This window comes from Gelidibacter japonicus, assembly GCF_010725055.1.
In the GTDB taxonomy this organism is placed as follows: domain Bacteria; phylum Bacteroidota; class Bacteroidia; order Flavobacteriales; family Flavobacteriaceae; genus Gelidibacter; species Gelidibacter japonicus.
In genome coordinates this window covers 297,593-322,691 of record NZ_BJKB01000001.1, presented here as the reverse complement: position 1 = coordinate 322,691, position 25,099 = coordinate 297,593, and the positions used below count along the sequence as shown (strand labels likewise).

At 39.3% G+C, this 25,099-nt stretch carries 15 protein-coding genes; 11 read left to right on the top strand and 4 right to left on the bottom strand.

Translation table 11 applies throughout. The annotated features are described in order from the left end of the window. The first annotated feature begins 147 nt into the window (after positions 1-147). Both G6N06_RS01375 and G6N06_RS01370 read left to right on the top strand, forming a co-directional pair. Positions 148-819 carry a ferredoxin reductase domain-containing protein gene (locus G6N06_RS01375; protein ID WP_163514254.1) on the top strand — a complete coding sequence of 224 codons (672 nt, stop codon included), beginning with the start codon at positions 148-150 and terminating at the stop codon, positions 817-819. 5 nt (positions 820-824) lie between these two features. After that, positions 825-1,175, top strand: a complete 351-nt coding sequence (locus G6N06_RS01370; protein ID WP_163514253.1) for a DUF488 domain-containing protein — start codon at positions 825-827, stop codon at positions 1,173-1,175. A 71-nt stretch (positions 1,176-1,246) separates the two neighbouring features. Here the strand turns inward: G6N06_RS01370 and G6N06_RS01365 are convergent, their stop codons facing one another. From G6N06_RS01365 to G6N06_RS01350, 4 genes are all read right to left on the bottom strand, one after another. Next, entirely contained in the window at positions 1,247-4,123 is a 2,877-nt protein-coding gene (locus G6N06_RS01365; protein ID WP_163514252.1) for an alpha-amylase family glycosyl hydrolase, read from the bottom strand. Positions 4,124-4,205: 82 nt separating this feature from the next. Further along, on the bottom strand, positions 4,206-5,402 hold the full coding sequence (locus G6N06_RS01360) for a SusE domain-containing protein (protein ID WP_163514251.1): 1,197 nt from the start codon (positions 5,400-5,402) through the stop codon (positions 4,206-4,208). A gap of 12 nt (positions 5,403-5,414) precedes the next feature. Then, positions 5,415-7,013: a RagB/SusD family nutrient uptake outer membrane protein gene (locus G6N06_RS01355; RefSeq protein ID WP_163514250.1), complete on the bottom strand. Its 1,599-nt coding sequence runs from the start codon at positions 7,011-7,013 to the stop codon at positions 5,415-5,417. Positions 7,014-7,041: 28 nt separating this feature from the next. Next, on the bottom strand, positions 7,042-9,945 hold the full coding sequence (locus G6N06_RS01350) for a SusC/RagA family TonB-linked outer membrane protein (RefSeq protein WP_163514249.1): 2,904 nt from the start codon (positions 9,943-9,945) through the stop codon (positions 7,042-7,044). Positions 9,946-10,230: 285 nt separating this feature from the next. Here G6N06_RS01350 and G6N06_RS01345 point away from each other — a divergent pair, with 285 nt between their 5' ends. From G6N06_RS01345 to G6N06_RS01305, 9 genes are all read left to right on the top strand, one after another. Beyond that, positions 10,231-11,271: a LacI family DNA-binding transcriptional regulator gene (locus tag G6N06_RS01345; RefSeq protein ID WP_163514248.1), complete on the top strand. Its 1,041-nt coding sequence runs from the start codon at positions 10,231-10,233 to the stop codon at positions 11,269-11,271. Between the two features lie 329 nt (positions 11,272-11,600). Next, positions 11,601-13,133, top strand: a complete 1,533-nt coding sequence (locus G6N06_RS01340; protein WP_163514389.1) for an MFS transporter — start codon at positions 11,601-11,603, stop codon at positions 13,131-13,133. After that, entirely contained in the window at positions 13,126-13,782 is a 657-nt protein-coding gene (gene pgmB / locus G6N06_RS01335) for a beta-phosphoglucomutase (protein ID WP_163514247.1), read from the top strand. Before G6N06_RS01340 ends, pgmB begins: the two co-directional genes overlap by 8 nt. Before the next feature lie 222 nt (positions 13,783-14,004). Further along, positions 14,005-16,311 carry a maltose phosphorylase MdxK gene (gene mdxK / locus G6N06_RS01330; RefSeq protein WP_163514246.1) on the top strand — a complete coding sequence of 769 codons (2,307 nt, stop codon included), beginning with the start codon at positions 14,005-14,007 and terminating at the stop codon, positions 16,309-16,311. Positions 16,312-16,350: 39 nt separating this feature from the next. After that, the gene (locus G6N06_RS01325) at positions 16,351-18,201 is read left to right on the top strand and encodes a glycoside hydrolase family 13 protein (RefSeq protein WP_163514245.1); all 1,851 of its coding nucleotides are present in this window, start codon (positions 16,351-16,353) and stop codon (positions 18,199-18,201) included. A 121-nt stretch (positions 18,202-18,322) separates the two neighbouring features. Further along, positions 18,323-19,303, top strand: coding sequence for an alpha/beta hydrolase (locus tag G6N06_RS01320; protein WP_163514244.1), 981 nt, complete (start codon positions 18,323-18,325; stop codon positions 19,301-19,303). Between the two features lie 192 nt (positions 19,304-19,495). Further along, positions 19,496-21,898 carry a glycoside hydrolase family 31 protein gene (locus G6N06_RS01315; RefSeq protein WP_163514243.1) on the top strand — a complete coding sequence of 801 codons (2,403 nt, stop codon included), beginning with the start codon at positions 19,496-19,498 and terminating at the stop codon, positions 21,896-21,898. Positions 21,899-21,903: 5 nt separating this feature from the next. Then, entirely contained in the window at positions 21,904-23,325 is a 1,422-nt protein-coding gene (locus tag G6N06_RS01310; protein WP_163514242.1) for an alpha-amylase family glycosyl hydrolase, read from the top strand. 2 nt (positions 23,326-23,327) lie between these two features. After that, positions 23,328-24,989 carry an alpha-amylase family glycosyl hydrolase gene (locus G6N06_RS01305; protein ID WP_163514241.1) on the top strand — a complete coding sequence of 554 codons (1,662 nt, stop codon included), beginning with the start codon at positions 23,328-23,330 and terminating at the stop codon, positions 24,987-24,989. Positions 24,990-25,099: the final 110 nt, after the last annotated feature.

Genomic DNA, 25,099 nt, shown 5'->3' with positions numbered 1-25,099 from the left:
GGTGTGAATGCCAGTAGCAATAAACAATAAGAAATATCATTTATTTTGTATCCTTTATGATTTTTTGGACTCTAATCATTAGACCCCATACAAATAATGTACGCTAATAAATAATAGCATTAATATTAAAATGAATATAGCGAAACTATGGAAAATCAAGAAGTAACTATAAAATCAATTGATCATGCCACACATGATGTTTTGCATATTGTAGTTGAAAAACCGGACGGAATGGACTTTGAGCCAGGACAAGCAACAGAAATATTTGTAGATGAATCAGGATGGGAAAATGAAGGGAGACCGTTTACTTTTACATCACTCCCAGAAGATAAGGATCTTGAATTTATGATCAAAACCTACCCATCACGAAAAGGAGTCACCAATAAATTACTGTCCTTGAAAGCTGGTGATCATTTAATTGTCAATGAAGTTTTTGGCGCCATCGCTTATAAAGGTGAAGGAACATTTATTGCCGGCGGTGCTGGTGTTACTCCGTTTATTTCAATATTTAGAAATTTAAAGGCACAGAACAAGCTGGGAAATAATAAGCTCATTTTTGCAAATAAGACGAAAGCTGATATTATTCTTCAAGAAGAATTTCAAGAAATGTTAGGTGACAATTTTATCAATATCCTCTCCCAGGACAATGTTGATGGTTATGAACATGGACAAATCTCAGAGAAATTTCTGAAAAATTGCGGCCTTGAATACGACAAGCATTTTTATCTCTGTGGTCCGCCACCTATGATGGACGCGGTAGAAAAGCAGCTGTCCAATTTAAATGTGAAGAAAGAGCAAATCGTCATGGAAGAATTTTAATACTCATGAAAACTATCCAAATAAAAAGGGTTTATGATGCTTCGTCAAAAAGTGATGGCTATCGTGTATTAGTGGATAGGATTTGGCCTAGGGGCATTTCGAAAGAAGAGGCTAATTTGGATGAGTGGAATAAAGATTTGGCACCTTCTACTGAACTGCGAAAGTGGTTTGATCACGACCCAGAAAAGTTTGATGACTTCTCTAATAAATATAAAAAAGAACTGAAAGATAGAGCCGATGTGTTAAAGCAATTATTCCAAAGAGCTAGGGATCAAAAGGTGACATTGCTTTATGGTGCAAAAGATACAGAGCATAATCAGGCAGTGGTTCTTAAGAAGGTGTTGGAGAATATGTAGGAGACGGCCTGTGTCAATAAAAAAAGCTTCCCATTTCGGAGAAGCTTTTAATTTAAGGTGATTTAAATAGACTATAATTTTATCAATTTTGAAGTCAACACTTGGCCATTCTTATTTTCAACTTTAATAAGATAGATGCTTTGGTTCAAATCAGAAATGTCAAAACTGTCGGCTTGTGTAAAATCACCTTTAAATGATTTGATACGCTTACCGGTTAGGTCGTAAATGTCAAGCATATTCACTTCTTTATTGACTTTAAAAGTATGGTTCACTGGGTTTGGATAAATAGTGAATCCCGAAACACTCTCAAAGGAGTCTGTACTTAAAGTTGATGCCTTATTTCCAAAAATTCTAAACTGCCCGGCAGCAATCGTTACAGTTGCACCACTGTAAGTAGTGTTTCCCGTGGCATCCATCAAATCATACCAGGTTTGTCCCGTCGGGATTGTGGTGTTCATCGTTTGTGAAGTGACATCAAAATTTGCCAAAACAATCACTTTGTTAAGATCGCTATCAGATAAAGCGCTGTCAAAGATTTCTATGGATGGCGTCAGGTTATCAGTAGTCATTATATAGTCCCCTTTAAAAACGGGTTCATTGGTTTTTAAGGCAATCATTCGCGCCCAATCATTATAAATTTTGTTTCTATTGGTATCGGCCAACCAGTTTCCTGTCCATTGAGGTTGTGGTTTCGTATCCAATTTACAATCACCATCGTTTCCACTCGGATCGTTGACAGAGCCATCGTTACAAGTGAAAATGGAGTTTTCCATGCCCAAGTCGCCAAAATGCCAGATCATTTTCGGACCTGGAACGGTTAGGGTCACAGCACCCAATGCAGACATTCTTGACAGTGCGGTATTTAGATCTTTCACATCATGAGAACTGTTAGTGCTGTTTCCATACATTAAATTCTTGTACATCAGCCGCTCTTCATCATGGCTTTCGGCGTAACCTATCACACGTGGGCCTTGAAATTGAGGTCGTGATTTATGTCCAATGCCACTTATATCGGACGTATATCCCATGGTCAATTCATTATAAGCATAATTCATATTCCCCCACATCATGACACCTTTACCTTCATCATATCTGTAATTGGCCCATTCTTTTTCCTCATTTTCAGAACCTAAATGCTCAAAAATTACATAATGTGTCGGATCCAAGGACCAGGAATAATCAGCATATTCTTTTAAGACTGCAACACGATCGGCTTGATAAGCGTTGGTGCAGCCTTCATCGTTTTCAGTACAATTTTGTGTAAATCCCTTGGTCAAATCCCATCTAAAACCATCAATCTTAAACTCTTCAATCCAATGTTTTACAACACGCTTGACATACTCCTTTGTTCTTGGATTCGAGTGGTTGAAATCACTACCTACATTATAGCTATGTCTTGGGGTTGTATTAAAATAAGGATTCTCAGTACTTGGATCGCCCCAACCATCGCCATCAGGATCGTTCATCCACATGCGTACCATGGGATTTCTTCCAAAAGCATGATTTAATGCAACATCTAATATAACGGCGATGCCGTTCTGATGGCACACATCAATAAACTCCTTGAACTTGTTCTCGGTACCATAAAACTTATCCAAGGCCATATGGAAAGAGGTGTTATATCCCCAACTTTCGTTGCCTTCAAATTCCATCACTGGTAAAAGTTCGATGGCATTGATATTTAGATTTTTGAAATAATCGATGCGGTCAATTAGATCTTGAAAATTTCGGTTGGAGCCAAAATCCCTGATCAATACTTCATACACCACCAAATCCTCTTTTGGAGGCTTGACGAAATTGGTGACTTGCCAATTGTAGGGCGTTTGACCGGTTTGTAAAACGGTGACTTCGCGTTCCTGTCCTGATGGATAGGCTGGCAAATTTGGATAGGTGGATGCAGGAATATAAGGATCGTCAAATGGTGATAGTACCAATGTTGAATAAGGATCGGCTGTTTTTACTTCTGCCGGGGAATTGGCAATAGGGTTGTTATCATAAACCCAATATTGGTAGGTTTCTATTTGACCTGGTGTAAGACCAGTTAATTCAATCCAAAACTTATTTGAATCGGCAGTTGAGTCCTTTTTCATTAAATAGGAGTTGTCTTTTTGATAATTATTGAAACTTCCCACGACATAGACAAATTCTTTACCTGGAGCATCCAAAACTAATGTGACCTTTGTTTGATCAGTAGGGTTATAGTTTATTCCCTCTGTCATTCCATTCGGAATCGTTTGTGTAGTAACTGTTGGTGCGATGATGAGATTAATGGATTTTTCTCCAGTATCAGTTTGCCCATTTGGGGTGCCTACAACCTTGATGACGCCACTTGTTGTCAGATTTGTAAGTGTTGTACTATAAGTTGGAAATCCATTTCCTGCTGCCATTTCGTTACCGTTCAAATATACCTTATAGCTTCCTATAGTGGTAGTCCCATGAAATTTCATAGTTGCAGAAAGCTGGAGGCTTCCTCCAGGATTTACAACCACGGGGTTTGCGGTTGGATTTGTGATAGTCACTAATACCTTTCCAACTGATGTCAGAAAATCTTGCGTTTTTTTATCTCCAGTACCATCTTTTGCTTTAACCAGCATTCCCATTTTCGTGATGCCTGTAGTTCCAAAAAGAGTAGTAGGTGTGAAGGTGAAACTGTACGTCCCATTCCCATTATTGGTCAATTTTTGAACTTCACTTGAATTGGTCCAATCACCATTATTAAGAGCGTCCGCTATATGATTATTGTTTTGATCTAATCGCCAAGCCCAAAGATAAATATTGTCTGGTTGGCCAGCGTTCCAAGTTGTTGGATCAACACCTGAAACTGTAATTATTACCTCTTGGTCTTCGTTAAAAGATACAGGGTTAAGAGTGAAGGTCGCATTCTGGACCTGCCCGAAAACAGGAAAGGCTAAAAGGGCGAAAAAAAGAAATTGTAATTTTTTTTTCATATTTATGTTTATTAGAAAGAAAAGGCTATGTAAACATAGCCTTTTCTTGATTTATTAAATTTCAATAAATAACTTCAATAGACTATAATTGCTCCAAAGTAATTGTTTTAGCAACTGTATTGATCGTTAAAAAATAGGTTCCTGACGTCCCCATAAATGCAAAGTTCGAATCACCATCTTCTGCATTTATTAAGTTAGAATCTATGGTATAACCTTCATTTACATAGAACGGATAGTTTCTTCCTGAATCCCAGTTTGTGGCTTCTGTGAAGAATCTAAAATTGTTATCAGCACCTTCATTATTCTGTAGTTCAACGTTACCTGACCAAATGCCGTCACCAGAACATAAAAGCTCTACAGGTGATGCCCAACCCCATCCTGCTGAAGGTAAACCAGCACCTACTGCGTATAAAATGTCTACTTCACAAGTTCCAGTAGCTTGTGGTTCTCCTAGTGTAATTGTTTTATTGACGTCATCAATTTGCAAATTGTAGAAACCAGAAGTCCCTGTGAATTGAAAGTTGCTATCGCCATCACCTGCATTCACAAGTTGCTCATCAATTGTGTATCCAGCATTTTCGTAATAAGGATAATTTCTTCCTGAATCCCAGTTGGTAGCTTCAGTAAAAAATCTAAAGTTTGCATCGCCATCGCTAGTTAATTCAACGTTTCCACTGTAAACTCCATTTCCAACACAAGTAAATACTACAGGAGAACCCCAACCCCATCCTGCTGTAGGTAAACCAGCTCCTACAGCAAATAATTGGTCAAATTCGCATACATTATCTTCAACATCTATGCTTTCTGGAAGCACTAAAGTAAGAGCTTTAGCATTAGAATATACTTCTTCCCCACCTGTTGTTCCTATGGAGGCTTTTAATCTGAACCACACCTGTCCGGTATTTGGTTTCTCTTCGGTAGTAGGATCATTGTCTAGGCCAGCTTGTGCAGCAAGAGACAAAAGATCCCCAATAGTTACTGCAATCTCATTTCCAAAAGTACTTCCTATAACATTCATATCAGTGAAATCTCCAATCACAGAACTTTGTAGTTCATAAGTCACGGCAGTTGGCACGTCATAACTTGCACTATTCCAAGTAAAACGCTCACCCAGATTAGCAGCAGTTGCAGACGTTAAGATATAGGCATCCGAGAATGAATTTGAGAAGTCTAATGCGCCGGGCGCTTGAGCTATGAAAACGACATCATCATCGGTTTCACAAGAATTTAGCCCAATCATGGCTAAAATAAATAAGCTAAATATTTTAAAATTTTTCATGTGTTTGTTTTTTTAGTATCCTTGGTTTTGTTCTAAGTTAGTGTTGATTCCTAAATCTGTTGCAGGTAAAGGCATGAGGTCTCTGAAGGCACCGGTTGTTATGCCTTGAGGAACATTTCCTTTCCAAGGCCAAATGCCCTGATCGGAGAATTGACCAAAACGGATCAAATCTGTTCGTCTATGTGCTTCCCAGAATAATTCTCTGGAGCGCTCAGACAAAATAAAATTGAGCGTCAAATCGGCCTGATTGATATGACCTGAGGCATTCCCGTAGGCTCTTGTTCGTAAGCGGTTGATGTAGGTTACAGCATCAGCAGCAGTTCCGCCACCACCTCTTATAAAAGCTTCGGCGTACATGAGATAGGCGTCTGCCAATCTGAACATTGGGAAATCAGTATCAGGAAAATCTCCTGTAGAATCTGAACCCGGATTGCCGTTGACGTCAACATTTCTAAACTTTTCTACCGCGTACCCTTGAGTAAAGGTTGAGGTATTATTGATTTCTTTGGATTGGCCATCCGTGTAAAACAAAGCTCTTCCATCAGGAGAATTGGCTTCTCCAGGAAATTGCTCTACCAATACAGATGTGGTTCTCAGACCTCCCCATCCGCCGTTGATGCCATAATCAGCAGGCTTCATGCTGCCACCAACCGCAGCGTGAATTATAAATGTCATCCCACCAAAAGATTGGGTGTGTAAACCATCAAAGGTAATTGGAAAAATAACTTCTGATTGCGTTCCATTGGTGTCATTATCTGCTAAAAATAAATGGAAATACGGATTTGTTGAAATCGTGTATCCAGCGCCGATCACTTTATTTGTATAGTTGATGACATCAGCGTAGCGTGGTGTACCGGTATAAACTTCAGCATTCAAATAAATCTTTGAAAGCAACATCCAAACCGCAGCTTGATCAGCTCTTCCGTATTCATTCTGTCTTGCTGCCACAATATCGTTTTCAATGGCAAGCAATTCTGATTCTACGTAGTTAAAAAGGTCTGCACGCTTTATTTGTTCTGGGAGGAAGGCACCAATCGGGTCATCTTCTGTAACAAACGGAACGTTCCCAAACAAATCCATGGCATGCCAATAAGTTAAAGCGCGCATAAAACGTGCTTCTGCTCTATAATTTTGGATTTCTGAACGTAGGCTGGCGTCAACGCCCCGAGTGTCCAATTTAGCATCCGTAGTCTGACGTAAAAACTCGTTGGTCAAAGCGACTTGGTAAAATATTCTACTATACATGGTGCGGATAAACTCGTTTCCTGAAGTCCATGTTTGCGAGTGTAAGTCTTTAATTGTACCATCATTCCATCCTATAAGGGCTTCGTCGGTGGTCAATTCCTGCATTGTCCAATATAAACGTAAATAGTTGGAAAACCCTTCGTCCAACCCGGTTAAATCAGGGTTTCCAGCTGGTCCTTCCTGTCCACTGACAGAGATTCCCGCATATAACTTGGCTAAAAAAGCTTTATATGCTCCAGGCTCCTCAAAGGCCGCATCCGCTGTAAGACGATTGTCTTCTGGTTGCAAATCTAAATCGCTCTCACAAGATTGTGCAAAAAGCACGATGGTGAAGGCAAGAAAGATGTTTTTCATTGTTCTTAACATAAGAGTGTGTTTAATATTATTCATGATATTAAAATGTAAAATTCAGTCCCAATACAAATGTTTGTGGTCTTGGGTAGAAATTGTTGTCTATTCCATTAGAAATTTCTGGATCCAAACCATCATATTTCGTTATGGTCAATAAATTGGTTGCCGTTAAAGACATTCTCAAGTTTATTTTTTCGCCGGGAATTAAATACCCCAATGAAACGTTGTCCAACTTTACAAAATCTGCCCTTTCGATATAATAATCAGAAAATAGATTCTGTATTTTAAAATTTGTGTCCAAGACGCTTGAATGGGCGTTTACATAATATTGACCTGGTGCATCATTGACCGTGGTAATATTTCCTCTATCAGAAGCGACGTTGTTGTACATATAATTTCCAAAGCTCCCTCTAAACGTAAAACTAAAATCTAAGTTTTTATAATTTAAGGTATTGGTGAATCCTACGTAGGCATCAGGAGATGCTTTTTTATAGGCTTGCTTATCTGCTTCGGTAATTTGGTTATCGCCGTTGACATCAACATAAGCCCCCTCTATTGGTTTTCCATCGGTATCATAGACTTGTCTGAACACATAAAAGGTAGATGGGTCTAAGCCTTCTCTCCACAATTGTATATTGTTACCTACACCGCCACTAATGCCACCTTGAGCTATGAAAAAGTTTGGATCATTTCCTAAGCTCAACTTGGTGATTTTATTTTCTTGCAAAGTCACGTTAAAGCTCATGTCCCAATTGAAATCTTCAGATCGGGCAAGTCCGCCGTTAAGAGTAAACTCAATACCTTTACTTAACACAGATCCTACGTTGGTGGTCAATAAATCTGAAAGGTTTGATCCTGCAGCGGTTGGAATGGTTGCCAACAAATCCGTAGTTTCTCTGTAATAAGCATCCACAGTTCCGGTCAAACGCTCGTTAAAGAAGCCAAAATCTAAAGCAACGTTGTATTGTGAAGTCTCTTCCCATTTGAGGTTTTCATCAAATTCTTCAGGACGCAGGGTATTAATATATTGCGGAACCCCATTAACGTATCCAAATTGGACACTCGCGTCTGATCTACCAGGGGTATAGACACCTAAATAGCCATAGTTTTGACCAATTTCTTGTTGTCCTGTTTTACCCCAACCTGCTCTCAATTTTAAATTTGAAAAGAATGAGTTTTGTAGAAACTCTTCATTGGTCATTTTCCACCCGACCGAAACTCCAGGGAAATTACTCCATCTGTTGTCCGGCCCAAAACGGGAAGACCCATCACGTCTAAAGGATAGGGACAATAAATATTTGTTATCAAAATCAAAGCTTGCACGTGCAAAATAGGACTCTAATGCATTTCTGTTAATTATGGTTGGACGCTCCACCAATGCTCCAGAAGTTTCTGTTTCACGACGATCAGATTTGATGTAAAATTCCTGATACGAATGACCAGCAGTTAAATCAATATCTGTATTGATGGACTCTAAGCTTGTTTTATAATTAAAATAGAAATCCAACAAAGTGTTTCTGTTGAAACCTTCGTAAAAGTTTCTGTAATTAATACTCCCTGGTTTATTAGGACTGGCAGGGCTGTATTGTTTTCCGGATAACTCAGAATAATCAAGACCTGCATTCAAATTGAATTTTAAACCTTCCAAGAACGGCAGGTTATAATCGATATTGAAATTGGTAATATTCCTTTTGTTTCGGGCTCTGTTATTATTGTTATCCAATGTAAAAACAGGATTGGTAAAGGCCAGGTTTTGCCCCACATGCTGAAAGTATGATCCATCAGCGTTGTAAACACTCTGGGTTGGATCAAATCCTACTGCTGCACCAATAGCACCGTGATCGGCAAATTTGTTGTCATCTAAAATACCTTTTGTGGTTAAGGTCAATTTTAAATTATTGTTTAAAAGACGTTTGACGGCTGAAAGATTAATGGCATTCCGCTCGTATAGATCGCCCGTTAAAATCCCTTGCTGCGAGGTGTGGTTAATGTTGGCACGGAAATTAAAATTCTCATAACCTTCAGAAACGGTGATGTTATGAATGGCGCCAACGGCGGTTTGATAGATTTGTTTTTGCCAGTTGGTGCTGGAATCCCCTAATAAACTCGCATTGTAGTTGGAATCCGTAAGGGCAATTGCTCTAACCTGATCTGCAGAAAGTACATCTACATAATCATTTACCATACCCACAGACGCTTTTAAGTCGTATTCCACTTTTAGCGGTGCATTGGTTTTTCCTTTTTTCGTGGTGATCAAGATCACACCATTTGAAGCTCTCGAACCGTAAATGGCAGTTGCAGAAGCATCTTTTAAGATCACAAAATCCTCAATATCGTTTGGATTTATAGCGTTCAATTGGTTTCTTACACCTTGTACGCCACGTTGATCCAATGGCAATCCATCGACTACAATTAAAGGCGAATTGTTAGCTGATAACGATGCACCACCTCTAATTCTAATTTCTGAGCCACCGCCAGGATCACCACCTCCGGATGTGATCCGTACACCGGCAGATTTACCTGCCAGTAATTGCTCTGGAGATACGATGGCGCCTTGATTAAATTCTTTCTCACCTACTTTTTCCACAGCACCTGTTGCGTCTTGCCTTGTGGTAGATCCATATCCAATCAAGACGACTTCGTCCAATTGGGCGGTGTCTTCAATAAGTACAACGTTCAGTCGCGATTGTCCTCTATAGATGATTTCCTGCGATTGGTATCCAACATAAGAAAACACAACAACATCGCCATTATTTAAACTGATGCTGAAGTTACCTTCAAAATCTGTAGTCGTTCCTGTAGTCGTTCCTTTAATTACAATATTTACTCCCGGTAGGGGTAATGCGTCAGCTTGATCAGTTACAGTCCCAGAAACAGTGGTTTGAGACCACATGACTGAGGGTATTAAAAATACCAATAACATTAAGCTATTCATAAATGTTTTCATACACTATTTTTAAAGTTGATTGTATTAATAATTCACTTATATTTTCACTTCTTGGGTTAAACTTATGTAATTTATAATTGAATTGGAGAAATTTCGTTATCATATTCTTGGCGAAAACGTTTTCGTGTTGACAACTTTTTTATATTTTCGGGGAATAGCCTAAATATAATCAAAAAACAGGGCAATTTGTAACAATGCCATGGCTTTAGTTTGCGTTGTTGAAATTGTTGTTAATTTTAATTAGATTATTGACATTTAAAAATCATATTTTGGCAAGACGATATCATGAAGAAAAAAATTACCTTAAAACAAATAGCAAGAGAGCTGGATGTTTCAATATCCACAGTGTCTAAGGCACTGAGAGACAGTATCGAAATCAGTGAAGATACCCGACAAAAAGTACAAGCTTTTGCCAAGCTTTATAATTATAGGCCTAACAATATAGCACTAAGTCTTAAAAACCGAAAAACTAAAACTATCGGAGTCATTATTCCCGAAATTGTACATCATTTTTTCTCTAAAGTCATTCGTGGCATTGAATTGGTCGCGAACAAAAGAGGGTATAATGTGATTATCGGACTTTCCAATGAATCCTTTGATAAAGAGGTGATCAACATGCAGATGTTGGCCAATGGCAGTATTGACGGTTTTATCCTCTCCATTGCGAAAGAAACATTACAACAACAAGATTATCACCATTTCAAGGAAACCATTAACCAAGGGATGCCAATTGTGATGTTTGATCGCATCGTGAATGACATCCATTGTGATAAAGTCATCATTGACGACGTAAAAGGATCGAAAAATGCGGTATCAAAACTCCTGTCCAATGGTTGTAAAAACGTGGCTATTATTACTACAAAAGACTATGTCAGTGTCGGTAAACTCCGAACTCAGGGCTATTTGGAGGCTTTAGAGGATTTTAAAATTACTCCAGATACCGATTTGATCCTAAAAGTGGATGACGAACTGGTTTCTGAAGACCATTTAGAATCTCTCGAAAAGGAGATTGAAGGCTTATTTCACAACAATAAAAACATCGATGGTGTTTTTGCCGTGAACGAGCTATATGCCATTATTGCTATGAAAGTTGCCCGTAATTTGGGTATGAAAATCCCAGACGAGATTCAATTTATTGGCTTTACCGATGGGGTGCTTTCCAAGCATGCAACTCCCAGTTTAACAACAGTCAATCAGCACGGTCAGGAAATGGGCGAAAAGGCGGCCGGATTATTAATAGACAATCTTGAGCGTGAGTCCGAAGAAGAACAATATACAACCATTGTTATAGAAACCGAACTCGTTGAAAGAAACTCCACCAAATAAGAAATTCCTTTTCTACACTCGATAGGAAAATGATTTATGGTGAATTTGATTTAAAACTTTTGGGCTTAGAACTAAGACTGAAATTCAATTGCTGAAAACGGTTCAGGAGACGCCGGTGAGCAAGACAGTACAAAGGTTCTTCTATCCAAATGTCAACATTGAAAAGTCAAATCTATAGCCTATAGAAATTACGGCATTACTAAAAAAGTATTGCAGATTTAAAAACTTTACTATCTTTACCACATAATCAAAACTTTATTTTCACTTCTTACAAATAAGTTTTGATAAGTTTTATCGCTTATCAATAGTATTAATTTAAACATACTATGATGAAAAAGCGTACGCTTGGATTTTGGGAAATTTGGAACATGAGTTTCGGTTTTCTGGGAATCCAAATGGGTTTTGCCCTGCAAAATGCCAACGTTAGCCGTATTTTCCAAACTTTAGGAGCTGAGATTGATGATATACCAATTCTTTGGGTGGCTGCGCCGTTGACGGGTTTAATTGTGCAACCCATTATTGGTTATTTAAGTGATAAGACTTGGCATTCTCGTTTCGGACGTCGACGACCATATTTTTTGATAGGGGCTATTTTGGCTTCGCTGGCTTTGTTCGTGATGCCCAATTCGCCCGTTCTTTGGGTGGCGGCAGGAATGCTTTGGATTTTGGATGCATCCATAAATGTTTCCATGGAACCGTTCCGTGCCTTTGTTGGTGATAATCTTCCTGATGAGCAGCGTACCAAAGGCTTTGCCATGCAAAGTTTCTTTATAGGTATTGGTGCCTATGTGGCCTCTAAGCTGCCATTGATCCTCACGTATTTTGGTGTGGCCAATACGGCGCCGGAGGGAATTATTCCAGATTCAGTCAAATATTCATTCTATATCGGTGGTGCTGCTTTTTTTCTTGCCGTATTATGGACAGTCTTAAGATCCAAGGAATACACGCCTGACGAAATGAAGGTTTTTGAAGAACAGGAAAAGGAATTCAAACCTGTACGGGAAAGTTTTTCCGAAGAGTGGTACCAAAAAAACGGAAAATCACATCTGATCAAAGGCTTCATTATTTTGTTCATTGGTTTGTTGTCCAGTTACTTGGTCTATAATTTCAATCTAAAAAAAGACCTCTATGTGCTTACTTTTGGGTTGATTACTTCTGGGGGAATAGCGCTAATTGTTTCAGGGTATTTACAAACCAACAAAAAAAGAAATGGTTTTGTGAACATTATGAATGATTTTCAGATGATGCCAAAAGTCATGAAACAATTGGCTTGGGTTCAGTTTTTTTCGTGGTTTTCGTTGTTTTCAATGTGGATTTACACCACTGCGGCCGTTACTGAACATATCTATCAAACGACCGATACCACCTCTGTTGATTATAATACCGGGGCAAATCAGGTAGGCGAAATGTTTGCCAATTACAATATTATCGCGGCTGCAGTGGCTTTTTTGTTGCCTTTATTGGCAAAAGCAACCAGCCGAAAATTTACGCATTTCTTGGCATTGGTTGCTGGCGGACTCGGGATGATGTCGCTATATTTCATCACCAATCCCACAACCTTCACCATTGAATGGTTACCGATGATTGGCGTCGGAATTGCTTGGGCCAGTATTTTATCTGTTCCTTATGCCATGCTCTCAGGCGCGCTTCCAGCTTCCAAAATGGGCTACTATATGGGCGTATTCAATTTCTTTATTGTGATTCCGCAATTGGTGGCCGCTTCCATCCTTGGATTTATGGTGTCCAAGTTATTTAACAACGAACCTATTTATGCCTTATTGATTGGAGGCTGCTCGATGATTTTGGCAGGACTTCTTTCGCTAATGGTAAATGACAAAGTAAATACAATAAAACATGACTAAAAAAGCATTCATATTTGATCTTGATGGCGTGATCGTGGATACGGCAAAGTACCACTTTCTGGCTTGGAAAAAGCTGGCAGGCACTATCGGAATTGATTTTACCGAGCATCAAAATGAACAACTGAAAGGTGTCAGCAGGGTCAAATCTTTGGAAAAAATTCTCGCTTGGGGAAATAAAAGCATCAGTGATGCTGAGTTTACAAGACTTATGGGGTTTAAAAATGATGATTATTTGACCTATATCGATAAAATGGACGAAGAGGAAATTCTTCCTGATGTCACTAAAACTTTGGATTTTCTGAGAGGGAAAAAACAGCATATCGCCTTGGGTTCTGCAAGTAAAAATGCTCGGATGATCTTGGAAAAGGTGAATATTCTCGAAAAATTTGACGTCATCGTTGATGGAAATGACGTCACTAAAGGCAAACCAGATCCGGAAGTGTTTTTAAAAGCTGCGCAACATTTAAATGTTCCCCCTGAACACTGTATAGTTTTTGAAGATGCGGTGGCAGGAATTCAAGCTGCAAACAATGCCCAAATGATCTCCATAGGTATTGGCGATAAGGATACGCTGCATGAAGCCGATTATGTCTTTACTGATTTTACGGAAATGAGCATTGAATTTTTAAACGAATTAATTGAAAAGTAGTACAAAGTATCGAGTACAAAGTATCGAGTACAAAGTATTAAGTATTAAGATATAACAGTAATAAGAGAGTACAACTTCATGGCGACCATGTGAAAAACCTTGCGTTCCTTGGGGTTGAAAATAAATTAAAACACTAAACGTCATTCCGAACGAAATAAAGGAACCCTATAATAAGACAGTACCATTATTTCAATCCTCGGAATAGCTTAATAATTATAAAAAATGAATCAAGATTATATCGTACCAAACAACTGGTCCATCATTGAAGAGGGCTTTGAAGCCGATCGTGTCAAATCTTCTGAAAGTATTTTCAGTATCGGTAATGGCGCCATGGGCCAACGCGCCAATTTTGAAGAGCATTATTCGGGAAAAACATTCCAGGGCAGTTATGTGGCCGGTGTTTATTATCCCGACAAAACGAGGGTAGGATGGTGGAAAAACGGGTATCCAGAATATTTCGCCAAAGTGCTCAACGCTCCAAATTGGATTGGTATCAATGTCACGATTAACGGTGAAGCCTTGGATTTGGCAGCCTGTAAAGAGGTCCGGAAATTCAGAAGGGAACTTAATATGAAAGAGGGTTGGTTGTCCAGAAGTTTTGAGGTGACCCTTCAAAATTCTATCGAACTTATGGTGGAAACCAAACGTTTTTTAAGTCTAGATATGGATGAGGTTGGCGTCATTCAGTATAATGTAACGCCTTTAAATAATGACGCTCAAATTGTTTTTGAGCCTTATCTCGATGCCGGAATCACCAACGAAGACAGCAATTGGGATGATAAATTCTGGAATATCTTAAGTGTGGATTCTGAAGCTGATCAAGCATTTATTGTATCGCACACCATGATCACCAATTTTCATGTGTGCACCGCTATGCAAACGCAGTTGAGTTTAAATGGGAACGCTTTAAATGCCAATAAGACCATAGACAAAACCGAAAAAACCATCACTTTTGAATACAGTTCAAAAGTAAACAAGGGAGATAGGTTGACCATGACCAAATTTGGAGGGTATACGGTGGATCGCTATCACGATAAAAACGACTTAGTTTCGGTGGCAAAGAAAACGTTGAACAAAGCTTCAAAACTTGGATTCGATCAGATGCTTGAAGACCAAAAAGCAGCATGGGCTAAAATCTGGAAAATGTCAGATATCACTATTGAGGGCGATGTCCGAGCGCAACAAGGGATTCGTTTTAATATTATGCAGCTCAACCACACCTATTTGGGTAAGGATGCGCGTTTAAACATCGGTCCGAAAGGATTTACGGGTGAAAAATACGGCGGTAGTACCTATTGGGATACTGAAGCTTATTGTATTCCTTTTTATATGGCTACCAAAGATCAAGAGGTCGCCCGGAATTTGTTGACTTATCGCTACAATCACTTAGAGAAAGCCATTGAAAATGCTGAAAAGCTCGGCTTTACAGACGGGGCGGCACTCTACCCAATGGTAACGATGAACGGTGAAGAGTGTCATAACGAATGGGAGATTACCTTTCAGGAAATCCACCGTAACGGTGCCATCGCTTTTGCCATTTTTAATTTCCACCGCTACACCGGCGACTTCAGTTATATCCCAGAAAAAGGATTGGAAGTCTTAATTGCCATTGCACGTTTTTGGAAGCAACGCGCCACGTTTTCTACTTATAGAAATAAGTATGTCATCTTGGGGGTAACAGGTCCGAATGAATACGAAAACAATATCAACAATAACTTCCACACCAATTATATTGCACAATGGTGTCTTAATTACACTTTGGAAATTATTTCTAAAATGAAGGATGAATACGCTTCAGATTTAAAGCGTGTTGTAGACAAAACAAATCTGTTGGACAGTGAATTGTCAGATTGGAAAGAGCTTGCCTCAAATATATACTTTCCATATTCCGAAGAGCATCAAGTGTTTTTGCAACAAGACGGGTTTTTGGACAAGGAGTTGATTACGGTAAAAGATTTGCCAAGATCAGAACGTCCAATCAATCAGACTTGGTCTTGGGACCGTATTTTGCGTTCGCCGTACATTAAGCAGGCAGATACGCTTCAAGGATTTTATTTCTTTGAAGATCAATTTACGATGGAAGAGCTGGAACGTCATTTTGATTTTTATGAGCCGTTCACGGTTCATGAAAGTTCCCTTTCGCCATGTGTGCACAGCATTCAGGCTGCAAAATTGGGTAGAATGGAACAGGCTTATCAGTTTTATTTACGCACTTCAAGATTGGACTTGGACGATTATAATCACGAGGTGGAAGAAGGATTGCACATCACCTCCATGGCAGGAACTTGGATGAGTATTGTTGAGGGTTTTGGTGGGATGCGTGTGGTCGATAATAAGCTGTCTTTTGAGCCTCAAATTCCTGAACAATGGGATTCCTACTCATTTAAAATCAATTTTAGGAATCAGATCCTTGAAATACATGTAGGTAAAACCGAAACTAAATTTGGATTGGAAGGCGATGAAGCTATGGATATTTTAGTCAACGGAAAAGTGGTGACCATAAATCCGGATGCCATAGTAACCGTCTAAACCTTCCTTATCCGATTTTAATATAAAAAATGAGAAAAAATGAAGAACTTATTGAGCATTTTAATACTACTTTTAAGCATGACACTTTTTTCGCAAGTTGAAAAGATTGAGCCTCCTTTTTGGTGGTCGGAAATGCATCATCCAGAACTTCAATTGATGGTTTATGGTAAGGATATCGCGCAGTATGACGTGGCTTTTTCGAACACAATTCAAATTACCAATATTCAAAAAACTGAAAACCCAAACTATCTGTTTGTTACCATCAACACCAAGAATGTAAGTCCTGGGACCTATGAAATCCAATTTTCAAGGGACCATAAAATTGTGAGTACCAAATTATACGAGTTTAAATCGCGTCGTGAAAATTCTGCCCTAAGAAAGGGCTTCGATTCCAGTGATCTGATTTATTTGATCATGCCGGATCGGTTTGCCAATGGAAATCCTGATAACGATAATACCGAAGATACTCTCGAAAAAGTGAATCGAGAGGAGCTTTCAGGACGTCATGGTGGCGATATTCAGGGCATTATTGACCATTTGGATTATTTGGAAGACTTAGGCGTGACGGCCATATGGAGTACGCCACTTTTGGAGGACAATGAGCCCATTTATTCCTATCATACCTACGCGCAGAGCGATTATTATAGAATTGATCCGCGCTTTGGAACCAATGAGGATTATAAACGATTGGCATCAGAAATGCACAAGCGTGATATGAAACTCCTCATGGATTATGTCACCAATCATTGGGGAAGTAAACATTGGATGATTCTTGATTTGCCATCAAAAGATTGGATTCACTATTGGGAAAATGGCGAAAACGGATTTCAAAGAAGCAGTTATAGAATGACGACGCAATTTGATTCAAACGCCTCTAAAGCCGACAAAGAAGCTTGTATGAACGGTTGGTTCGATACGACTATGCCTGACATCAATCAGAAAAATCCTTTGGTGTTGAACTATATGATCCAAAATGCCATTTGGTGGGTAGAGTTTGCTGATCTGGACGGCTTTCGTGTAGATACCTATTCTTATAACGATAAAGAAGGGATTGCCAAATGGACCAAGGCCATAATGGATGAATATCCTAATTTCAATATCGCCGGCGAAGTGTGGATGCACAATCAGGCGCAAATGGCCTATTGGCAAAAGGACAGTAAAATTGGAGCCATAGATAATTACAATTCCCATTTGCCAACCGTCATGGATTTCACCCTTCACGATGCCATTTTGGAAATGTTCGCAGAAGATGAGCAAGGATGGGATAAAGGGATGGTCAAAGCGTATGAGAACTTTGTGAATGACTTTTTGTACCCAGACATCAACAATATCTTTGTGTTTGCGGGCAATCATGATACCAATCGGATCAATGGAATCTACGGATCGGATATCAACACCTATAAGATGATCATGACGCTTATTGCAACGGTTAGGGGGATTCCTCAGGTTTATTATGGTGACGAATTGGGGATGGTTGGTAATAAGGATTTGAAGGGTGATGGTGATATCCGTCGTGATTTTCCTGGTGGATGGGAAGGTGATCCTATGAATGCGTTTACCGCAGAAGGAAGAACTGCCGAACAAACCGAATATTTTGAATTTTCAAAGAAAATTTTTAATTGGCGAAAGTCGAAATCAGTCATTCATACTGGTAAAACGATGCAGTTTGTTCCAGAGCATAATGTCTATGTGTATTTTAGATATGACGCTGACGATAAAGTGATGGTGATCATCAATAATAATCCTAAAGCTCAAACTTTAGATTTGAAACGCTTTGCTGAAATGATTGGTACGGCCACTAATGGGAAGGATGTTTTGTCGGAAGAAAGAATATCATTGGAAGATAGGTTGACCATTGACGGAAAAACATCGATGATCATTGAACTTTAAATTTTCAAAAAAATTCACTAATTCCAATTCGCAATCCCCTAAGTTTTGCTATAAACCAACCTGCAAGGTTTCCATAAATGACCTGCCAGGTTTTAGAACCTTGTAGGTCTAAACAAAAGACATGAAAAAGATAGTATATATATCCCTCCTTTTAGTCCTCTTACTTTCTTGTGAAACTAAGAAAGACAAGAAGGTCATCATCAAACCTGCGGATACTTCCAAGGTTCAAACAGAAACCATTGAAGGCGATTTTGCTGGAGGTACTTTGCTGCGGATAGATGATTTTCCATCCAATTATATTCCGCCAAGAAAAGTGGATATATGGTTGCCAGGAGGCTATTCCAACAGTAAAAAATATGCAGTATTGTACATGCACGATGGGCAAATGTTGTTTGATAGCACCATCACTTGGAATAAGCAAGAATGGAAGGTGGATGAAACCTCCAGTCAATTGATGAACGACAGCATCACCAGAGATTTTATTGTGGTAGCCCCTTTCAATATCAACGATTTGCGTCATAGTGAGTATTTTCCACAAAAGCCTTTTGAGTCCTTGCCTAAATCGGTTCGGGATTCTCTTTTTGAGCAGGCCAAAAAGGACAATTTTAAGTTTGATAACGTGACATCAGATAACTATTTGGGGTTTATAGTTAATGAGTTGAAACCTTATGTGGATGCCAATTATTCGGTGTTGACCGATAGGGACAATACGTTTGTAGCAGGGTCGAGCATGGGCGGATTGATTTCTATGTATGCTATTTGCGAATATCCGGAAATTTTTGGAGCCGCTGCTTGCTTATCAACCCATTGGCCGGGGACTAATCCTAATGACGGCGAATTATTGGCCGATACATTTTTTGAGTATATGAAGGCCAATTTGCCATCTCCAAAAAACCACCGATTCTATTTTGATTACGGCACGAAGACATTGGATAGGTTCTATCCAAAATACGCAGAAAGAGTCAACACGATTTTTAAGGATAAAGGTTATGACCAATCAAATTTTAGAAACCTAAAGTTTGAAGGTGCAGAACATACAGAAGTTTCTTGGCAAAAACGATTGGATATTCCATTGACGTTTTTGTTGAGAAGGACTGAATAGGACGTTATCAGACCTAACAGGTTACAAAAACCTTAGAGGTCTTGAAAATTCTTAACCAGTCTGCCGACATGGTGGCAGAAGGGTGAAAAAACAGCCTGATTTAAAATGGTGTAAAACTTCTGAATAAACCTGACAGGTTTTAAAAACCTGTCAGGTTTGAGCAAAAACTTGAATTTTGAAAGAGAATTACAAATGAAAAAACACATATTAGTAATATTCCTATTCTCATCACTCATGGGTTTTTCACAGAACCCAAACCGATCTTTTGAATCCATCAATTACGATAACAACGTTTTGGAAATAAAAGTCAACGATGGTGTTTATAAAATTATTCCCTACAGTGAACGTATTTTTGAAACCACATTCATTCCCAACGGCGAGACTTTCAATGAAAATTCACTCGCTGTAGTTTTTAAACCAGAAACAGTAGAATCAGAATTGCTTAAGACCGATACGTCCTTTGAATTGAAAACACCAGGAATTTCGGTTAACATCCAAAAACAACCTTTTCAAATTTCTTATACATACAAAGGTAAACCCATCATTTCTGAAAAAATGGGCTATGTCAAAAACGACAGCTTGGAAACTATCCAGTTCAACCTCACAAAAGATGAAATTCTCTATGGTGGCGGTGCAAGGGCCTTGGGCATGAACCGTCGCGGTCACCGATTGCAACTTTATAATCGTGCGCATTATGGTTATGAAACCCATTCGGAGTTGATGAACTACACGATGCCAATCATGATGTCATCAAACAAATACATGGTCCATTTTGATAATGCACCGATCGGATTTTTGGATTTGGACAGTAAGAAAGATAACACCCTAACCTATGAAACCATTTCTGGTAGAAAAACCTACCAAGTCATCGTGGGTGATTCTTGGACAGATTTGATCGATAATTACACTGATCTAACAGGGAAACAACCAATGCCGCCACGTTGGGCCTTGGGCAATTTTTCAAGCCGTTTTGGCTACCATTCCCAAAAAGAAGTTGCAGCCACTGTTCAAAAGTTTAGGGATGAACAAATCCCTTTGGATGCAGTGATCATCGATATTTTTTGGTTTGGAAAGGACATTAAAGGCCATATGGGAAATCTTGAGTTTTTAAAAGACTCCTTTCCAAATCCGACCCAAATGATCAAAGAATTAAAGTCTGACCATGTCAACACCATTTTGGTGACAGAACCATTTGTTTTGACCACTTCCAAGCGTTGGCAAGAAGTTGTCGATAAGGATGTCATGGCAAAAGATTCTGTTGGAAATCCCTATACGTTCGATTTTTATTTTGGAAATACGGGATTGATCGATATCTATAACCCGAAAGGAAAAGCTTGGTTTTGGAATATTTACAAAGACCTCGCTGATATGGGTGTGACCGGAGTTTGGGGCGATCTGGGTGAACCTGAAGTTCATCCCTCAAAACTACTTCACGCTACAGGAACAGCAGATGAGGTCCATAATATTTACGGCCACGATTGGGCCCGGTTGATTGCAGATGGCTATAAGGCTGATTTTCCTAACCAGAGACCTTTCATATTGATGCGTGCAGGATATTCAGGATCGCAACGTTTTGGCATGATTCCATGGTCTGGAGATGTTAACAGAACTTGGGGCGGCTTACAAAGTCAACCCGAAATTGCACTGCAAATGGGCATGCAAGGTTTGGGATATATGCACTCAGATCTGGGCGGATTTGCAGGCGACAATCAGGATGCTGAACTTTATACACGTTGGCTGCAATATGGCGTTTTCCAACCTATTTACCGTCCGCATGCCCAGGAAGAAGTCCCTGCAGAACCTGTTTTCTGGGACTCTAAAACTAAGGCTTTGGCTAAGAAATCCATCGAATTGCGCTATAAATTGTTGCCCTATAATTATAATCTGAGCTTTCAAAATCACAAGAAAGGCACGCCACTAATGCGACCGTTATTTTTTGAAGACGATTCAGAGGCGCTCAAAACCGGTGCCTCGGAATACTTTTGGGGCGATGATTTTCTAATCGCACCAATTCTTAAACCTCAAGTTACTGAAAAGGAAATTTACTTCCCTAAAAACAGCAATTGGTTTGATTTTTATACCAATGAAAAGTTTGAAGGAGGAAAAAGAGTCACCGTCAAAGTTGCAGAAGATATGATTCCAACCTTTGTGCGGAGTGGTGCTTTTATTCCTATGGCAAAACCCATGCAAAGTACCAAGGACTATGATGGGAACACGTTTGAATTGCATTACTATTATGATGCTTCAGTTTTGGAAAGTGAAGGTCAGTTATATAATGATGATGGATTGACGGCTAAGGCCTATGAAAAAGGACACTATGAACTGATGACATTTTCATCAAAAGTGACCGCGAGAGAAATTGAAATTGAAATCGCCCGCCTGTCGGACGGGCAGGAAGCTGAAATTGGTTCCGATTTCCAATCGCAAACAAAATCTGTTGAACTTGTCCTTCACAATATAAGTTTAAAACCAAAATCGGTTAAAATAAGACGCAAAAAATTGAATTATATTTATAATAAAGATCAAAAGATCGTCATCATTCCATTAGAATGGAACACTTCAAAAGAATTAAAACTAAACATCAAATTAAATTAATTACCATGAGAAATTTCATTTTGGCAATCTTCAGTTTTACGCTGATTGTTGCTTGTAAAGAAGAAAAGAAAGTTGAAGCCTTCATTGAAGAAACGAATCAGGAAGAAATTCAACCCATATCTGATGACGTGTTGGAAACTGCCGTTATTTATGAGGCCAACATTCGACAATATTCACCTTCCGGTCATTTTGATGAATTCACAAAAGACATTCCGCAGTTAAAGGAATTGGGTGTGAAAGTGATTTGGTTGATGCCAATCTTTCCAATCAGCGAAACCAAGCGTAAGGCTACCGGCGGTGCAGACAGTAAATTTGCCTCCGATTTCCCAGAAGCGGAACAGTCAAAATACCTGGGAAGTTATTATGCCGTTTCCGATTTCACGAAAATAAATCCGGAGTTTGGAACCATTGAGGATTTTAGAAATTTGGTGAAGACGGCGCATGACAATGGCATTTATGTTATTTTGGATTGGGTACCAAACCATACGGGATGGGATCATGAATGGATAAAAACAAAACCAGATTATTATACTAAAGATAAGGATGGTAATATTACACATCCCGTAGATACGGATTGGACGGATGTAGCCGATTTGAATTATGACAATAAGGAGATGCGTAAAGAGATGATTGCCGACATGCAATATTGGTTAAGGGAAGAAGGTGTTGACGGATTTAGATGCGATGTTGCAGGTTCAGTTCCGACAGATTTTTGGCAAGAGGCCATCCCGCAACTCAGAAGCACAAAAGACATCTTTATGTTAGCTGAAGCCTGGGAACCTGAATTGGCAAAAGATGGCTTGTTTGATGCGGTTTATGGATGGGATACACATCACACCATGAATGCCATAGCTCAAGGGAAAAAAGGTTTACAAGCCTGGAAGGACCGATGGGCCGAAATTGAGTCCATCTACGAGAAAGATGACATCATCATGAATTTTGTGACCAACCACGATGAGAACTCATGGAATGGAACTATCAATGAGCGTATGAAAGACGCCGCGCCATTAATGACGGCGTTTAGTTATGTCATCCCAGGAATGCCATTGATCTATTCCGGGATGGAGTATGATATGGACCACCGATTGAAGTTTTTCGAAAAGGATTCCATTCCTAAAACAAAAGGAAAGATGTGGCCTCTGCTTGAAAAGCTAGGGACTTTGAAAAATACGAATCCTGCATTGAACGGAGGGAAAGATCCAGCAACCTATAAGGATTTAGAAACCACTAATGACAAAGTACTGGTATTTCAACGGAGTAAAAACAATATTACAGTCACTTTCGTAGGGAATTTTTCGAATATAGAGCAATCGTTCTCTGCGCCCATAAAAGGAAGCTTCACAGATTATATGACTAATGAGTCTATCGAAATGAACGACAATGTGCTTGTTTTGAAGCCTTGGGAATATCGAATCTTAACAAATTAATTATGAGGAATTTTTTATGGTGTTTTCTTTGTAGCTTCGTTTTAATAAGCTGTAAAGAAGAGAGTAAATTAATGACAATGAATGAGAAAAAAGAAACGCCTTTTGTATGGGAAGGTGCAAACCTATACTTTTTGTTGACGGATCGTTTTAATAATGGCGATACCTCCAACGATGTAAATTTTGAGCGGACCAAAGAAACCGGCAAATTAAGAGGCTTTGAAGGGGGCGATTTGAAAGGCATCACACAAAAAATAGAAGACGGTTATTTTACCGATTTGGGTGTCAACGCAATATGGATGACGCCCATTGTAGAGCAAATCCATGGAGGTACTGATGAAGGTACAGGCATTACATACGGCTTTCATGGCTATTGGACCAAAGATTGGACGGCTATTGACCCAAATTTTGGTACCAAGGAAGATTTAAAGGCCTTGATTGCGGCGGCACACAAACGGGGGATTCGTATTTTGTTGGATGCGGTGATCAATCATACAGGTCCTGTGACCCCAATTGATCCTGTATGGCCAGATGAGTGGGTACGTACAGATCCCACCTGTGATTATACGTCCTATGATTCGACCATTTCATGTACGTTGGTTAAAAATCTTCCAGATATTAAAACAGAAAGTGATGACCCCGTTGACTTGCCACCACAACTTGTTGAAAAATGGAAATCGGAAGGGCGTTATGAACAGGAAGTTGCCGAGCTGGATGCTTTTTTTGAACGTACGGGCCATCCCAGAGCACCACGCTTTTATATCATAAAATGGCTAACGGATTATATTTCTGAATTTGGAATTGATGGCTATCGTGTAGATACTGTAAAACATGTTGAGGAAACCGTTTGGGCAGAATTTAGAGCAGAATGCGATTTCGCGTTTAACGAATGGAAAACGAACAACCCTGAAGATGTGTTGGATGATAACGAGTTTTACTTGGTGGGAGAGGTCTATGGTTATGGTATTTCGACGGGAAAAACCTATGATCTAGGTGGTACCTTAATTAATTATTTTGATAAGGCGTTCAACAGCTTGATCAATTTTGAATTCAAATACCACGTGGCAAAATTTGATTATGAAGGCCTGTTCAATAAGTACACGAACAAGCTTGATGGTCCCTTGAAAGATTTTAGCGTTTTAAATTATTTATCGTCTCATGACGATGGCGAACCTTTTGATGCGACACGGGAAAAGCCGTTTGAAACGGCCACAAAACTATTGTTGAGTCCAGGAACTTCACAGACGTACTATGGCGATGAATCGGCAAGACCATTGGTTATAGAAGGCACCGTCGGAGATGCCACCTTAAGATCTTTTATGAATTGGGATCAGCTGGCATCTGACGAAAACACCAAATCGATTTTAAAACATTGGCAAAAACTGGGAAGGTTCAGAAACGATCATCCTGCTGTAGGAGCCGGTATTCATCAAATGATAACCCAAAGTCCGTATGTGTTTTATAGAAGCTACAAAAAGGATGATTATGAAGATTTGGTTATTGTAGGTTTAGACCTTCCAATAGGTGCCAAAACGCTAAATGTTACTAATTTGTTTGAAGATGGTACGCCCTTGCGTGATGCCTACTCTGATCAAGATGTGGTTGTTGAAAATGGTGAAGTTAAAATGGATTCTGATTTTGATATCGTCCTATTGGAACTCAAATAACTTTGATGGCATAAAGGAAAGCTTTTTCCATAGACTGATTTTATCCAAATAATGACAACTAATGAATCGTGGAGTTTTACTTATAACCCACGATTCTTTATTTTACAACA